At 51.6% G+C, this 16,154-nt stretch carries 14 protein-coding genes; 2 read left to right on the forward strand and 12 right to left on the reverse strand.

What is annotated here, in order from left to right:
* Positions 1-55 precede the first annotated feature (55 nt).
* The 7 genes from acpP to yceD all read right to left on the reverse strand — a co-directional run bounded on the left by acpP (position 56) and on the right by yceD (position 5,126).
* Positions 56-289, reverse strand: a complete 234-nt coding sequence (acpP, locus tag L975_RS13730; RefSeq protein WP_010863892.1) for an acyl carrier protein — start codon at positions 287-289, stop codon at positions 56-58.
* A gap of 158 nt (positions 290-447) precedes the next feature.
* On the reverse strand, positions 448-1,182 hold the full coding sequence (gene fabG / locus L975_RS13735; protein WP_010863893.1) for a 3-oxoacyl-ACP reductase FabG: 735 nt from the start codon (positions 1,180-1,182) through the stop codon (positions 448-450).
* A 78-nt stretch (positions 1,183-1,260) separates the two neighbouring features.
* Positions 1,261-2,190 (reverse strand): ACP S-malonyltransferase, encoded by a 930-nt coding sequence (gene fabD / locus L975_RS13740; RefSeq protein ID WP_047709047.1) that lies wholly within the window; start codon positions 2,188-2,190, stop codon positions 1,261-1,263.
* Between the two features lie 219 nt (positions 2,191-2,409).
* On the reverse strand, positions 2,410-3,369 hold the full coding sequence (locus L975_RS13745) for a beta-ketoacyl-ACP synthase III (RefSeq protein WP_047709048.1): 960 nt from the start codon (positions 3,367-3,369) through the stop codon (positions 2,410-2,412).
* A gap of 6 nt (positions 3,370-3,375) precedes the next feature.
* On the reverse strand, positions 3,376-4,401 hold the full coding sequence (gene plsX / locus L975_RS13750) for a phosphate acyltransferase PlsX (protein ID WP_072033081.1): 1,026 nt from the start codon (positions 4,399-4,401) through the stop codon (positions 3,376-3,378).
* A 16-nt stretch (positions 4,402-4,417) separates the two neighbouring features.
* The gene (gene rpmF, locus L975_RS13755) at positions 4,418-4,585 is read right to left on the reverse strand and encodes a 50S ribosomal protein L32 (protein ID WP_010863897.1); all 168 of its coding nucleotides are present in this window, start codon (positions 4,583-4,585) and stop codon (positions 4,418-4,420) included.
* Positions 4,586-4,604: 19 nt separating this feature from the next.
* Positions 4,605-5,126, reverse strand: coding sequence for a 23S rRNA accumulation protein YceD (yceD, locus tag L975_RS13760; protein WP_010863898.1), 522 nt, complete (start codon positions 5,124-5,126; stop codon positions 4,605-4,607).
* A gap of 155 nt (positions 5,127-5,281) precedes the next feature.
* Here yceD and L975_RS13765 point away from each other — a divergent pair, with 155 nt between their 5' ends.
* Positions 5,282-5,869, forward strand: a complete 588-nt coding sequence (locus L975_RS13765) for a nucleoside triphosphate pyrophosphatase (protein ID WP_047709050.1) — start codon at positions 5,282-5,284, stop codon at positions 5,867-5,869.
* Between the two features lie 193 nt (positions 5,870-6,062).
* Here L975_RS13765 and rluC read toward each other — a convergent pair whose 3' ends face one another.
* Positions 6,063-7,025, reverse strand: a complete 963-nt coding sequence (rluC, locus tag L975_RS13770; protein WP_047709051.1) for a 23S rRNA pseudouridine(955/2504/2580) synthase RluC — start codon at positions 7,023-7,025, stop codon at positions 6,063-6,065.
* 489 nt (positions 7,026-7,514) lie between these two features.
* Between rluC and rne the strand changes: the two genes are divergently transcribed.
* Positions 7,515-11,033 carry a ribonuclease E gene (gene rne, locus L975_RS13775; RefSeq protein ID WP_047709052.1) on the forward strand — a complete coding sequence of 1,173 codons (3,519 nt, stop codon included), beginning with the start codon at positions 7,515-7,517 and terminating at the stop codon, positions 11,031-11,033.
* A 198-nt stretch (positions 11,034-11,231) separates the two neighbouring features.
* On the opposite strand, the gene L975_RS13780 is transcribed toward rne, so the two are convergent.
* The 4 genes from L975_RS13780 to dcd all read right to left on the reverse strand — a co-directional run bounded on the left by L975_RS13780 (position 11,232) and on the right by dcd (position 16,068).
* Positions 11,232-12,035 (reverse strand): hypothetical protein, encoded by an 804-nt coding sequence (locus L975_RS13780; protein WP_039044854.1) that lies wholly within the window; start codon positions 12,033-12,035, stop codon positions 11,232-11,234.
* A 206-nt stretch (positions 12,036-12,241) separates the two neighbouring features.
* Positions 12,242-13,333 (reverse strand): anhydro-N-acetylmuramic acid kinase, encoded by a 1,092-nt coding sequence (locus L975_RS13785; RefSeq protein WP_081995704.1) that lies wholly within the window; start codon positions 13,331-13,333, stop codon positions 12,242-12,244.
* Positions 13,334-13,449: 116 nt separating this feature from the next.
* Positions 13,450-15,426 (reverse strand): AsmA family protein, encoded by a 1,977-nt coding sequence (locus L975_RS13790; protein WP_047709054.1) that lies wholly within the window; start codon positions 15,424-15,426, stop codon positions 13,450-13,452.
* Positions 15,427-15,486: 60 nt separating this feature from the next.
* Positions 15,487-16,068, reverse strand: coding sequence for a dCTP deaminase (gene dcd, locus L975_RS13795; RefSeq protein ID WP_039044857.1), 582 nt, complete (start codon positions 16,066-16,068; stop codon positions 15,487-15,489).
* Between the last annotated feature and the right edge of the window lie 86 nt (positions 16,069-16,154).

Here is a 16,154-nt window from a genome sequence, read left to right on the forward strand (position 1 = left end):
TGTTACGGGGTATAGAAAAACTTAGGCGGTCGATTGACCGCCTAGGTGTGTTCGATTACTGATTGTTCTGGATATAGTCGATAGCAGACTGAACAGTAGTGATCTTTTCAGCTTCTTCGTCTGGAATTTCGGTATCGAATTCTTCTTCCAGTGCCATTACCAGCTCAACGGTGTCAAGAGAATCTGCACCCAGGTCTTCAACGAAAGAAGCTTCTGGCTTCACTTCGTCTTCTTTAACGCCCAGTTGCTCGATGATGATTTTCTTAACGCGTTCTTCGATAGTGCTCATACTCTTAATTTTCCTATCAAACTCGCTCAATAGCGCGATGGTTTCCGTAGTGTATTCAATGACGCGAAAGTTGCAACCAATACCACGCTGGTCAAACCACGATTTTACGAAATTTGACCGTAAATTCACGGTATTAAGTCAAAACATTTGCAAATTTATTACACCATATACATGCCACCGTTGACATGAATTGTTTCACCGGTGATGTAAGCCGCACCGTCAGAGGCCAAAAATGCCACAACAGATGCAATCTCTTTTGCCTCACCCAGACGCCCTGCTGGCACCTGAGTCAGAATACCTGCCCGCTGATCTTCATTCAGCGCACGGGTCATGTCTGTTTCAATAAAGCCCGGAGCTACCGCATTCACGGTAATGCCACGAGAGGCCACTTCACGGGCCAAGGACTTGGTAAAACCAACCAGACCGGCTTTCGCGGCAGCATAGTTAGTTTGTCCTGCGTTACCCATTGTACCAACAACTGAGCCGATACTGATAATACGACCGTGGCGTTTTTTCATCATGGCACGCAAAACGGCTTTCGACAAACGGAACACGGATGTCAGGTTAGTATCCATGATATCCTGCCATTCGTCATCTTTCATGCGCATCAGCAGATTATCACGGGTAATACCGGCATTATTCACCAGAATATCCACTTCGCCAAACTCTGCGCGAATGGTATCCAAGGTTGCTTCAATAGATGCAGGATCGGTCACATTCAGCGCCAGACCTTTGCCCTTGTCACCCAAGTAGCTGCTGATCGCTTCTGCACCGCTTTCGCTGGTTGCAGTACCGATCACACATGCGCCCTGAGCAACCAGTGCTTCGGCAATCGCACGACCAATACCACGGCTGGCACCGGTCACTAAGGCAATTTTCCCGTTAAGGCTCATCGTATTCCTCTTACTCGTTTATCGCTCGCGCGTTTATCGCCCGATGCTTATTGTGATTCTTTGCTGATTAGTCGCTGATTATTCGCCTAACGCTGCAGCCAGTGACGCCACATCATTCACGGCAGCAGCGGTCATGCTGTCAACGATACGCTTGGTCAGGCCGGTGAGAACTTTACCTGGGCCCATCTCCAACAGGTGAGCAACACCTTGTGCTGACATGCTCTCTACAGTTTCCGTCCAGCGAACTGGGCTATACAGCTGGCGTACCAGTGCGCTGCGGATAGCGTCAGCATCAGACTCAGCCGCCACATCCACATTATTGATAACAGGGATGCCTGGCGCATTGAAGGTGATCTCTTGCAGTGCAACCGCCAGTTTATCGGCTGCCGGCTTCATCAGCGCACAGTGAGATGGCACGCTAACTGGCAATGGCAACGCGCGCTTCGCGCCAGCGGCTTTACAAGCCGCGCCCGCACGTTCAACGGCTTCTTTGTTACCAGCAATCACCACCTGACCTGGTGAGTTGAAGTTAACCGGCGCAACCACCTGCCCTTCGGCAGACTCAGCACACGCTTTGGCGATAGAATCATTATCCAGACCGATAATGGCCGCCATCGCACCGGTGCCTTCCGGTACGGCTTCTTGCATCAACTTACCGCGCAGTTCAACCAAACGCACCGCGTCTTTAAAATCCATCACACCGGCACACACCAGTGCAGAGTATTCACCCAGGCTATGGCCAGCCATCACGACCGGCATCGCGCCGTTTTTCTCTTGCCATACGCGCCAGATAGCAACAGAAGCTGTCAGCAGCGCTGGCTGGGTTTGCCAGGTTTTATTCAGCTCTTCGGCTGGACCTTGCTGCACTAACGCCCACAGGTCATAACCCAATACGGCAGACGCTTCAGCAAAAGTCTGCTCAACAATCGGGAACTGCTGTGCCAAATCAGCCAGCATACCGACAGACTGAGAGCCTTGACCTGGGAATACCATCGCAAATGTTGTCATGTTCATTTCCTGTTGTTCTGGAGTACCTGCGGCTAACTACCGCGATACTGAAGCTCTTGTTCAAGCACACGCCGGTAAACCCACTTCGTTGGCTCGAACAAGATCTCAAATCGTTGCACCGAAAAGAGCCGGAGGCTCAGTGTTGCGCTAGCGAGAAACGATTCAGGGCTAATCGCCGCAAAACGGCGATAAAGCGGTTATTAAAACAGCGATTAAAACCTAGAAGCGCACCAGCGCCGAGCCCCACGTGAAACCGCCGCCAAACGCTTCCAGCAAAATCAGTTGTCCGCGCTGAATTCGGCCATCACGTACCGCTTCATCTAATGCAGTGGGCACAGAAGCAGAAGAGGTATTCCCCTGTTTATCCAGCGTAATAACCACTTTATCCAGCCCCATGCCTAACTTGCGCGCAGTCGCATTGATGATGCGCAGGTTCGCTTGGTGTGGTACCAGCCAGTCCAACTGCTCTTTTGGCACGTTGTTGGCCTGCAAAGTTTCTTCGACCAGATTGGCCAGCTCAGTCACCGCCACTTTAAAGACATCATTGCCTTTCATGGTCAGGTAGCAGCTATCGCTCAGCTCAGGTTGTCCGCGCTCGCCGTATGGCAAAGACAGCAACTCACCGTAGCGGCCATCGGCATGCAGATGGGTAGACAAAATGCCCGCCTCTTCTGATGCGCCCACGACCACCGCACCGGCCGCGTCACCAAACAGGATCACGGTACCACGATCTTGTGGATCCAGCGTGCGCGATAACAGATCCGAACCGATCACCAATGCATTTTTCACTGCGCCAGTACGGACAAACTGATCCGCCACGCTCAGTGCGTAGGTAAACCCTGCGCACGCAGCAGCCAAGTCAAATGCGGCCGCATCTTTAATACCCAGTATCGCTTGTACCTGACAGGCAGCGCTTGGGAACGCATGCGTGGCAGACGCCGTTGCGACAATGATCAGACCGATATCATCTTTATTGATTCCGGCCATTTCGAGCGCATTACGTGCTGCTTCAGCCGCCATTGTGGATACGGTTTCGTCAGCAGCCGCAATACGGCGCTCACGAATGCCTGTACGGCTAACAATCCACTCATCGGTCGTTTCTACCATCTGCTCTAGATCAGCATTCGTGCGGATTTGGGCAGGCAGATAACTCCCCGTTCCTAGAATTCTTGTATACATGAACGATTAGTCACTCTTGAGTAATACTGCATCAAGCCGGGCAGCAATCCGTGCCGGTACAGACCGGTTCACTTCCTGCGCTGCCTGCTCAATGGCACAAACCAGTGCCTGTTGATTGGCCCCACCGTGGCTTTTCACGACAATACCGCGTAATCCTAACAGACTTGCGCCGTTATACTGGTCGGGGTTCAACTCCCCCATGCGTGAAAAGGCCTTTTTTAACAACCATCGCCCTAAAAAGCGCAGCAATCCGTTAGTTTGGGTTTTGCTACGCAGCTGGGATAAAAATAAACGGGCTACGCCTTCCATGGTTTTGAGCGTCACATTTCCCACAAAGCCATCGCACACAATCACGTCAGCTTTGCCAGTCAGGATATCATTGCCTTCGATATAGCCTTGATAGTTCAGCGCCGAGCACAGTTTTAAACGCTCGGCTGCCGCTCTGATTGTATCATTTCCTTTGACTTCCTCTTCACCGATATTCAGCAGCGCCACACGCGGTGCTGGCATCGCGTATAATTCCTCAGCCAGTACGGCTCCCATAACAGCAAACTGGAACAGCATACTGGCTGAAGAGTCTACATTCGCACCTAAATCCAGTAACAAGGTTTTTCCGCGCAAGGTATTGGGCAACGCTGCAACCAGCGCCGGACGTTCGATGCCCGGTAACGGTTTGAGGATCATTTTCGCTAGGCCCATCAACGCGCCGGTATTCCCAGCACTGACACACGCTTGCGCCTCCCCTTCTTTCACCGCTTCCAGCGCAATACGCATAGAGGTATCACGACTATGACGAATAGCCTGCGATGGACGCATTTCATTAGGGATAACTTGGGCAGTGTGAATAATTTGGGTACGAAGACGTACGGAGTCTGACGCGGATTTAAGATATGAGAGAATGATTTGCTGATCGCCGATCAACAGCAAATGCAAAAAAGGATTGGATGTCAGAGCCTGCAAGGCAGCAGGAAGGGTGACACGGGGACCGAAGTCCCCGCCCATGACATCTAACGCTATGGTTAGACGAGTCAAAGTAGCACCTAAATAATTAGGCAACTACCTTGCGGCCACGGTAGAAACCGTCGGCAGTAACATGGTGACGCAGGTGAGTTTCACCGGAAACTTTGTCTACGGACACAGCTGCAGTAGTCAGTGCATCATGAGCACGACGAGTACCACGCTTTGCACGAGATTTTTTGTTCTGTTGTACGGCCATTGACCTTACTCCTCGAGAATTACTTTCGCTTTAAACTAGCTAGTACGGCGAATGGATTTGGTTTATCGGCCTCAGGAGGTAATTCGCCAAAAACCATCTCCGCTGTGGACACTTCACAGTGTTCGGGTTCATGCACCGGAACCTGTGGCAGAGCGAGGATGAATTCGTCTTCGACCAGACCCAGAAGGTCAATCTCGCCAAACTCATTGAACTCGACCGGCTCATAGATTTCCGGCAATGCTTCAACCTGTGCATCATTGGCAACTGGGCTGTAGCAAAACGTTACGTGTACAGTATCTTCGTAAGTCTTATTGCAGCGCTGACAGATCAAACGGACAGTTACCTCTGCCTGACCCTTAATCACCGTCAACTTCTGCTCATCTATCTCAAAAGACAGAGTGACTTGCGCGTCACTGAGCACGCCATCCGTTGCTTCGGCAACCCGTGTCAAAACGCTCTGAGGGTAGACACCTTCATAATCGAGACGTTTTAGCGCGGTTTTTACCGGATCAACCGATAGGGGTAATTTAACCTTTTGCATAGGATTTACCTTTTGCATAGGGCGCGCATATTAACTTTGTAATGCCTTGGAGTCAAAGAAAAAGGGAGGTTTTACGCCCCTTTCTCATTCACTCGCGATAAATTGCGCACAAGTCTAGAATAGGCCAACCACTTTATCCACTGACAGAGTGTAAAATGCAGCCAAAATTAATCCTTGCATCAACCTCTCCTTTCCGCAAGCAACTGCTGGAAAAACTAGGCATTCCGTTTCAATGCGCCAACCCTGACATTGATGAAACGGCCCGGCCCGATGAAAGTGCCGAGCAATTGGTTGTTCGTTTGGCACAGGAAAAAGCCCGCGCCGTTGCCACCTTGTATCCTGAGCATCTGATTATCGGCTCTGACCAGGTGTGTGTACTCAATGGCCACATCACCGGTAAACCGTTAACCGTGGAACGCGCAGAAGAGCAACTGAGCCTTGCCAGCGGCCAATGCATCACCTTTTATACCGGCTTATGCCTGTATGACAGCCGTAGCGGCCAATACCAGAGCCACTGCGAACCCTTTCACGTACACTTTCGCTCGCTGTCTACCGCTGAAATTCACGCCTATGTAGCCAAAGAGCAGCCGTTATGGTGCGCAGGTAGCTTCAAGTGCGAAGGATTAGGCATTACCTTATTTGAACGCTTGGAAGGTGACGATCCCAATGCGCTCATTGGCCTGCCGTTAATCCGGCTAAATCAGATGTTGATCCAACAAGGTTGTAATCCACTGCTAATCTAATTGCAGCACTGACCACAGCCCAATACCGCTTCAGCAGGCCGACACCATTCTATCAGTGGATTTATTGTCGCAAAATATTGCTATAAACAGAATAAGCGCCTATCGGCGCTTATCCATTCGAGCTTATCGTCTATTTTAGCAACACGTGTAGTCACACTCACGTTGAGCAAAAGACTGGTTTAACCGTGCCCGTTCAATATGAGCCGCGCTGATTGCGCAAATATTGCACGGTGCGTTTGAGTATGCCGTCTAGCGGCGCTTCAATCAGCATCTCTTGCCCGGTTTGCGGATGACGAAAACGGATTGCCGCCGCATGCAAGAACAGACGGTTTAGCCCACTCGCTGCAACCTGCGCATCAAAGTCACGATCGCCATACTTATCATCGAACGCAATCGGATGACCGGCATGCAAGGTGTGTACGCGGATCTGGTGAGTACGACCAGTCACAGGGCTTGCTTTTACCAAGGTTGCCTGCTCAAAACGCTCCACAACCTCAAAGCGCGTTTCTGACGGTTTGCCTTCCGCGCTCACCCGTACAATACGCTCGCCACTTTGCAGCACGTTTTTCATTAGCGGCGCTTGTACCACTTTGCAGTGCTTCTGCCACTGACCACGCACTAAGGCCAAATAATCTTTCTGCACGGTTTTAACGCGCAGCTGCTCATGCAGATCGCGCAGCACCGAGCGTTTTTTGGCTACTAACAGGATGCCGGATGTGTCTCGGTCCAAACGGTGCACCAACTCCAAGAAGCGCGCTTCCGGGCGCAGAGCACGTAAACCTTCAATCACACCAAAGCTCAGCCCACTACCACCATGCACGGCAGTGCCTGACGGTTTATTGAGCACAATCAGACCGTCATCTTCATATAAGATGCAATCGGCTAACGCAGCAACACGTGTCAGCTTGGCAGATACCGGCGCTTCTTCTTTTTCTGAAACCCGAATCGGCGGCACCCGCACTTCATCTCCGGCTTGTAATTTGTACTCCGGTTTGATGCGTTTTTTGTTTACCCGCACTTCCCCCTTACGCAGGATGCGGTACAGCAAACTTTTCGGAACGCCCTTCAAACGAGTGCGCAGATAATTATCAATTCGCTGACCCGCTTCATCATCGGCAACGGTCAGTATTTGTACTTTTGTATTAATTTCTTTCATATGAATGATTTTAGCATGAGGCCGATCTCAATTTCTGTAAAAAAGTAACCTTGCCTAACATACTTTATGAATGGGATAATGTCGTGATTTTCCACGATTGTATTTGTCGTTGCACGCAACCGATGGAATTTTAAAGTTTGCTTGCCTGCGATAACGCTGCAATGGCGTAAGACGTTAAGCATAACAAGCACTTAGTGAGTCACGGGTAGCAGCACTGCCGACTGTAGTAACCATTATACAGTCATACCTTGAAGAATGTGCACCCATCCCTGTGTCGTCGCTGAATCCTTGTCGTATGTAAAATGACCATACACGGACTCATCAGCGAAGGAGACGCAGGCTAAATTGCGCACCGCATTATCAATGCGCCCCATGCGTGTGACAGCCGGGAGGCTGACGTCCATGCTGTAGACTCGGGGTCGATAATGTCCGGCAGACTGGATTCGCCCGCTGGCTCTGATGCCAACGAAAGAATAATGAGTAAACTGCATGAAAAGAATGTTGATTAACGCGACTCAGAAGGAAGAGTTGCGGGTTGCCCTTGTTGATGGCCAAAAACTGTACGATCTGGATATTGAAAGTCCAGGCCACGAACAGAAAAAAGCTAATATTTACAAAGGTAAAATCACACGAATCGAACCAAGTCTGGAAGCTGCCTTTGTTGATTACGGCGCTGAACGTCATGGTTTCCTGCCACTTAAAGAAGTTGCCCGCGAATATTTTCCAGCCAATTACTCCTACCACGGTCGTCCGAACATCAAAGATGTGCTGCGCGAAGGTCAGGAAGTTATTGTTCAGGTTGATAAAGAAGAGCGTGGTAACAAAGGCGCGGCCTTAACCACTTTCATCAGTTTGGCCGGTAGCTATCTGGTACTGATGCCAAACAACCCTCGTGCTGGCGGGATCTCTCGCCGTATCGAAGGTGAAGAGCGTACTGAACTGAAAGAAGCCCTGTCCGCGCTGGAACTGCCAGACGGTATGGGTCTGATTGTTCGTACTGCCGGTGTGGGTAAATCTGCTGAAGAACTGCAATGGGACCTGAAAGTTCTGCTGCACCATTGGGAGTCTATTCGCCTGACTGCGGAGAGTCGCCCTGCGCCGTTCTTGGTGCACCAAGAAAGTGATGTGATTGTTCGCGCAATCCGTGACTATCTGCGCCGCGATATCGGTGAAATCCTGATTGATAACCCGAAAATCTTCGAGAAAGCCAAAGAACACATCAAACTGGTGCGTCCGGATTTCTTGAACCGCGTGAAGCTGTATCAAGGCGAAGTGCCGCTGTTCAGCCACTATCAAATCGAATCACAGATTGAATCAGCCTTCCAACGTGAAGTGCGTCTGCCGTCTGGTGGCTCTATCGTTATCGATACGACCGAAGCCTTGACCGCTATCGATATCAACTCCGCCCGTGCAACGCGCGGTGGCGATATCGAAGAAACCGCGCTGAACACCAACTTGGAAGCAGCGGATGAAATCGCACGCCAATTGCGTCTGCGTGACTTGGGCGGCTTGATTGTTATCGACTTCATCGACATGACGCCAGTGCGTCACCAACGTGAAGTAGAAAACCGCATGCGTGATGCGGTGCGTCAAGATCGTGCTCGTGTACAGATCGGTCGCATCTCTCGCTTTGGTCTGCTGGAAATGTCGCGTCAGCGTCTGAGCCCATCTCTGGGTGAGTCTAGCCACCACGTGTGTCCACGTTGTAGCGGTACCGGTACTGTACGTGATAACGAATCACTGTCTCTGTCCATCCTGCGTTTGATGGAAGAAGAAGCCCTGAAAGACAATACCTCTCAGGTGCATGCGGTGGTTCCGGTTCAAATTGCGTCTTACCTGCTGAACGAAAAACGTAAGTCTATTGGGGTGATTGAATCACGCCATAACGTGCGTGTGGTCGTGGTACCTGATAACCGCATGGAAACGCCACACTTTAACGTTGTGCGTATTCGTGAAGGTGAAGAGAGCAACGCGCTGAGCTACCTGTTGCCACAAATTCACGAAGCGCAAGCGTTGGCTGAAGCGGAAGAGCAAGCCTCTGAGCGCCGTAAGCCGGCAACTGTGGTTGAAACGCCAGCGTTGTCTGGTCTGAGTGCACCTGCAGAAACGCCGGTAGCGTTGGTAACCCCAGCGATCCAAACTCCGGTTGCACCGGCTCCAATGCCGCGCAAACCAGAAGCGGAGAAAACCTCCTTCATTGGCGGTATTGTGAAGTTCTTCAAAGCTCTGTTCGGTGGCTCTTCTGCACAAGTCGAGCAAGAAAAAGCCGAGCCGGCGAAGAGCGAACAACGCGATCAACGTCGTAATCCGCGTAACAATCGTAACCGCGATGGCCGTCAACCACGTCGTGACCGTAATGAGCGCAGTGAACGTGGTGAGCGTAATGAGCGTGGAGATCGCCCAGAGCGTACTGAGCGTAACGAACGCACTGAACGTCAGGACAATGACAACCGCCGTAACCGTCGTAATCAAGACGATCGCAACCGTCAGATCGCCGATGACAAAGCACTGAACGAGCAGGACAAGTCTCAAGAGCGCCGCAAACCACGTGATAACCGTGAAGGCCGTGAAGACAACCAGCAGCAACCACGTCAAAACCGTGGTGAACGTCAGCAGCGTCGTCGTCAGGATGACAAGCGTCAATCCCAAGATGTGGTGGAAGCGAACGCAGTAGCTGAAAATGCTGCCGCGAACGTTGAAGTCGCCGACGATGAGAAGCAGCAGCAAGTAGCACAGCGCCGTCAGCGCCGTCAGCTGCGTCGTAAAGTCCGTATTTCGGATAACGACAACGGTAACAACGCCACTGAAAGCGTAAATGATGCTGCCGTTGCCACCGCGCCGGTTGCTGATGCAGCTATCGCCCCTGTAGCACCAAACGCGCCAGCCGTAGACGTTAAGGTTGCGCCAGTGGCTACCGATGCGGCGACTGCCGATGCTGCTGCAACAGATGTGGCGAACAATGCTGCAGATGCCGAGCAAGAGCGTAACTTCGAAGGTCATCGCCGCTCACGTCGTTCACCACGCCACCTGCGTGTGAGTGGTCAACGTCGTCGTCGCTATCGTGATGATCGTCGTAACGCGCAATCTCCAGTACCATTAGAAATGGCGGTGTTCTCACCAGAACTGGCCAGCGGTAAAGTCTGGATCCAGTATCCAGTGCAGGTTGCTGAGCGTCAGGTTGAGCACAATCTGGCTCCAGAAACTCCAGCGTTCGTACCAAACGAAGTGCTACTGGAAAATCAGGCTGCGCAAGCTGCCGAACAGCAAGCCGCTGAGTCTGCTGCAATGGCCGAAACTGCAGCACCAGTAACTGAAGCGCCAGTGACTCAAGCGGTAGTAACTGAAGCCTCTGCTGCTGTCACGCAAGCTGTCGAAACACAAGCGGCTGTAACGCCAGTGGTCGAAAACGTGGCTAACACCGCCGTCGAGACCGCGGTTGCTCCAGCTGAAGCGGAAGTGCGCACAGCACCTCGCTCGGTACTGGTTGCACCAGTGCTGTCTGCAGAGCCAGCGCCAGTGGCCACAAGCCCTGTCGCATCTACAGCCAGTGTGGCGGAAGTTGCTCCGGTTGCTCAGCCTACTGAAGCAGTTGCTCCAGCAAGCAGCACCGTGGAAAGCGCTGTCACTGCGCCAGTCACTACCGCGCCGGTTATCGACTCCGAGCCGGAAGTGCCAGCGATCATTGAAAAGCAGCCTGCGGCCACTCCAGTGGTTGATACTGTGGTTGCCGAACCAGTGAGCGCACACCACGAAGCCGGTGAGTGCGTTGTGCCTGCCGCCGTGTTGGAAGACGCTGTGATTGAAATCAATCCCGTTGAAGCGGCAGTACGTGGTCATGCACGCGCCGGTATGACTAAGGCCCCTGCACCGGCTTATACGCCGTCAGAGCCTGTAGTTAGCACTTGGGTTCGTCCTGCGTATGAGTTCAGCGGTCGTGGTGCTGCCGGTAGCCAAGCGGCTACTCATCACGCCAGCGCTGCAGCAGCTAAGCCGCAGTCAGTCGAGTAAGTGGTAGTTCCGGTTATCCCTTTTTATACAGGGATAACCGGTTTTACTGACCTTGTCTGTAGCTTGGAAGAATTACCATTGGCTCGCTGTCTGTCAGATCTAATCATGACCAAAGCAACCGTGAGTAACCGAGTCAAAAAAGCCGCATTTATGCGGCTTTTTTATTGGCTCAATGCCTGCGACTTATGTTTGTGCAAATTACATTTGCTGCAATAAGCAATGTTTAAGGCTAAGTAACAGAGCCGGTAAAGATAATGATTTGGGATGTCGGCAAGCAATTTGAAGTGTTAGCTCCGGTGATTCATTACCATTTAGGCTCAGTAACGACACTTCCACCATCCGCTGCAACACGACATTCATAATCGGCGCAATACGCTGTGTATGAATGCCGGCTGGTAAGGTCAACTCACACTCCAACCACTCTGCGTGCACTTGTTCGCGATGAAAACCATGCAAATCCGCCCAATGCCATACGGCAGGCAAAATAATACTGTGGCTGTGCCGGATCAGCTCGTATTCGCTCCGCTCCAGATCGATCACACTTGAGCAGGTCGGCGACTCCGCCAGCGTATCATCCGCGGTGAGAAACTCATAAAACGGCAACTCATGCACCAAATTACTGTTCAGCGATACCAGCGATGAATTATAAATTTCCGCGACCTGACACAAGAGATCCAACACCTCTTGGCGACTGATGTACTGGCGCTGCCAAGTGATAATCAGCTGTAAGTGCTCCGGCTCTACGTGCACAAACAGTGTTCGCAATCCGGCCGATGAAGGTCGATGCAACCACGCAGGTAAGCCCTGCTCAAGTTCAATCAGCGGAATATCATGCCCACACAGACTAAGCTGCTCCAGCTGTAGGGGCAAAAAGTGGCGAAAAGCCTGATGATAGGCTGCAATAAAGTGTTCAACATCCAAGTCGCCCAACAATACCCAACGCAGACTGTGCATCGGTATCAGGCTCGGATTGGAGATAACCGGTTGCTGTTCCGTCAGCATGGCTGAGACCCATCCTTAAATTTCATATCAGCGCGAATGTCATGCCAGCGCATTAGTTTCGCAGAGAAACTTATTTCATATCAGTGAGTAATATTTCACCATAGCTACATTACACATCCGCGACACAGTTAGCAAAATATGCTGTATCGATGCAACAACCCATTGAAATATTAATGATTATAGATACACGCTAAACATGAATAAGATTAGGCGGGATAAATAGCCCCCAATACTGCCAAATGACTCGCCCCCGTCACCGCAGGCAAATTACCCGGTTGATGATGCATGCCACACCAAGCTAACCACGCAAAAGCCATCGCTTCCATATAATCAGGGTCTACGCCACGACTGGCCGTAGAAAGAACCGTGCTCGATGGTAGCAAGGCCTGTAACCGAGCCATTAAGAGAGGATTATGAACCCCACCGCCGCACACGAGTACTTCCGACAAAGCGCGATGCTGCAGCTGCTCGGCTATCGTCACGGCGGTGAGCTCTGTCAGTGTAGCTTGCACATCGACAGCTGAGAGGTGTGCAAAAGCGTGCAACTTCGGTAACAACCACGCAGGATTAAAGAGTTCGCGCCCCGTGCTCTTTGGCGCTGGCTGGCTAAAATAAGGCTCTTGCAACAAACACTGCAATAACGCCTCATTCACCTTCCCCTGTCGAGCAAATTCTGCATCACGATCAAATGACTGCCCGGTATGCTGCATAACCCAGTAATCCAACAGCACGTTACCCGGGCCGGTATCAAATCCTAAGACGGGACCTTGTGGCTGCAGCAAGGTAATGTTTGCCATACCGCCAATGTTCAGTACCGCCCGCGCGGAATGCGCGCCAAATAGCGCAGCATGAAAGGCCGGAACTAACGGCGCGCCTTGTCCGCCGAGTGCCACATCTTTACGGCGAAAATCGGCCACGGTGCAAATTCCGGTACGCGCCGCGATGATATTGGCATCGCCCAGCTGTAGGGTGAAAGGATACGGACCTTGAGGATCATGAAAAACGGTCTGCCCATGACTGCCAATGGCGCGAATTTGGGCCGCCTCAACCCCACTCTTTACCAGTAACTGCTGCACGGCATTGGCGAAAAAGGTACCGAGGCGCTGATCTAACTGACCGATAGCCACCAGCGTGGTGCTTTGCCCATGACAGACATCCAACACAGCTTGTTTAAGCGCGGCGGGCATCGGCAAAAAATCATTGGCCAACAACGTCACTTGCTGACCATCGGTTTCAATCAAGACACTATCTACACCATCGAGACTGGTGCCTGACATCAGGCCAATATACTTTTCCATCACTGACTCCGCCTGCCCTGCTTGCATACCGTTGTTCGGGTTGTAGATTATGGTTTAAGAACTATATGGTTTAAAAAAATAGATGGTTTAAAAAACATTGGCTAAGAACGCTTAACTCAGAGCTCACTCAGCGCTTTTTTCTCACTGTCAGACAGTTTGTCGCTGCTTTGCAGCCTGTCGAGCAATCGCTGTTTGTTCGCCCGCAATTGCTGTTTGAGGACATTGGCAGCATCGATGCGATAGCGCAAATCATTAAAGCTGCCATAGACCTGCAGTGGAATGCTCAGCTGCGACCACTCTGGCCCTAAATCTAAGCGGTTATTAATCTGCAACTGGCACTGCTTAGCCGCCCAATCCAGTGTACCGGTAGCATTCAACAGCAGTTTGTCATCCTGCGCATTCAGGCGCGCGATTTTGATCTGCCCATTTTGCAAATTCAGATCTGCCAGTAAACGGTTAAGGTGGGTCGTATAAGCCACGGGCTGGCCGGAAAACTGTTTACCACGTAACCGCTCAACAGTACTGCTTAGCAGATAAGATAGATTGATGCCATCAAACGAGACATCCGAGGCCTGGAGAGTCAAAAAACCATGGCTGGTCTGCAGACTTGGCCAACCACTGAACTGCCAACGCCCACTGGCGTTAAACATGCCACTGGCGTTAAATCCGGTATTCAGCCATGCCATCACCGATGACACCGGCATACTGCGGATCACTGGATTGAGAGAAAACTGCGTCGGTTCAGACAATAGATTAATGCGTCCGGTAGCACTGACACCGCCGCCCAAACCCTGCATGCTAAATTGATCGATATCGACCACGCCTTGTTGGACGGTGGCATCCAGTGACACTTGCTGGAATGGCTGCTGCCGCCAGCGGATCTGCTGAATGCGCAACGTGACAAAGCCGTCGACCTGATACAGATCGCGCAATGAACGCTCTGGCTTCTCTGCCGATACGTCAGCTGGTGCTGATGACATCACCTCGGCATCATCGGAGCTCTCGGCTGTCTGCGAGGCTATCGCAGGGTTATCCGGCTGATGACTGGTTGATGTTATTCGGGATGCGGTTTTATCGCCAGACAGAGACAGCTCACGCCACAACGGTAGCACCTCATCCAAATCCAGATATGGGCTATTCAGATTGATATCCACAAAGCCCGGCACTGGGCGAGATTTCAAAATGAGCTCACCGCCCAATTTGACGATCGGTGAATCAATACTGATGTTACTGAGCGCCAATCGCCCTTCACGGCGATCCAGCAGTACGCTAAAGCGGCTATCAATCAGCTGCGGCTCGCGCTCGGGTTGCAGTTTGGATTGCAGGCTCAAACGCAGTTGATTTTCAGTCAAGCTCAGCACGCTGATATCGTGATTGAGGCTCAGTTGCCCTTGGTAACTGAGCTGAATCAGATCGTCTGGCAGATGAATTTCGGAGGTGATCTCAATCGGATAACGCCCTTTGACAGGCTCGCTCAACATCATATTCAGATGTTCAAAATCGACCTGATGCTCGCCTTTGCGCCAGATCAGTTTGCCGTCATTAATGCGAATGCTGCGTAACGAGACCTGCCAGCCATCGTGGCGCTCCGGCACGGCAGATTTGGATGCGGGAGTTTCCGTATTAGAGCCAGATATGCTCAGCAAGCCGTCATCGCTATTTTCTGATGAGGCGCTATTGGAAGTGTCAGCCGCATCGGCTACCGGCTCGAGCAGCGCATCCCAGTTACTGACGCCATTGGCGGCTACTTCAATCGCGGTTTCTGCTTGATCGAATTGCACACGTTTGATGACCAGATCTTTGGTCAACAAAGCCGGCAAGCTGATATGCAGTGAAAGTTTTTTCGCTTGTAGGATGTAAGGATCTCGATAGCCTGCCGGACTACTGAGGCGAGTCTCCCCCGCTTCCAGTTGCAGGCCATGATAAAACCCCCAGCGCAGAGGGCCGTCGATGTGTAACGTCTGGCCGGTACGGACTTTGACCTTATCGACCAGTAGCGTCTTTAATGCCCGAGTATCAATGGACAATATCAGCAGTGCTATGCCTAACCCAAAAACGGCGATAACACCGGCCACTAACGCCAGCTTTCTCATCCTTGCTCCGCGCTGTTCTGAGATTAAATATACTGAGATTAAAGTTACAAGTTCAGGGTATCAATCTTTATCGATACGGCTCGCGACCGCCCCTTGCTGGCCTTTGTATTTGGCATCAGCACGGCTGTTATATGGACGCGCAGCAGGGCCAGTCAATGGCTCGAAGCTCAGGGCTCCAATCAACATTTTAGGACGCAGCGCCAGCGGCAATTTACCGGAGTTGTAGAACTCCAACACAATACGCCCCTGCCAACCCGGATCGATACGATGGGCGGTCACGTGTACCATCAATCCCAGACGGGCCAGCGATGAACGACCATCTAACCAGCCTACCACATCATCCGGTAAAGTAACCGATTCATGGGTAACGGCGAGAGCCAGCTCACCTGGGTGCAGGAAAAAGGGCTCATTCTCTTCCAGCACAATCTCGTCGCTCATCACACGTTCAAGAGCGGCGGTGACTTCATCTTTCGGCCCACTCAGATCGATAAACGCCGCTGTATGATCCCGGAATACGCGAAATTTATTGCCCAAACGGACATCCACGGTGGCTCCGTTAATGCGCTCAACTGGCGGACGCGGTTCTATCTGGATCCGCCCGGCATCCAACGCGGCTTCAATATCGGTATCACATAAACGCATGGTTGATCTTCTCCAAACTGGGCTGCCTTTTACAGCGGTTTCCTTTAAAAAACAGGCTGGTAGAACCAGCCTGTTTTTAAGCAACG

Source organism: Plesiomonas sp. ZOR0011, assembly GCF_000800945.1.
Taxonomy (GTDB): domain Bacteria; phylum Pseudomonadota; class Gammaproteobacteria; order Enterobacterales; family CAMTGL01; genus Plesiomonas; species Plesiomonas shigelloides.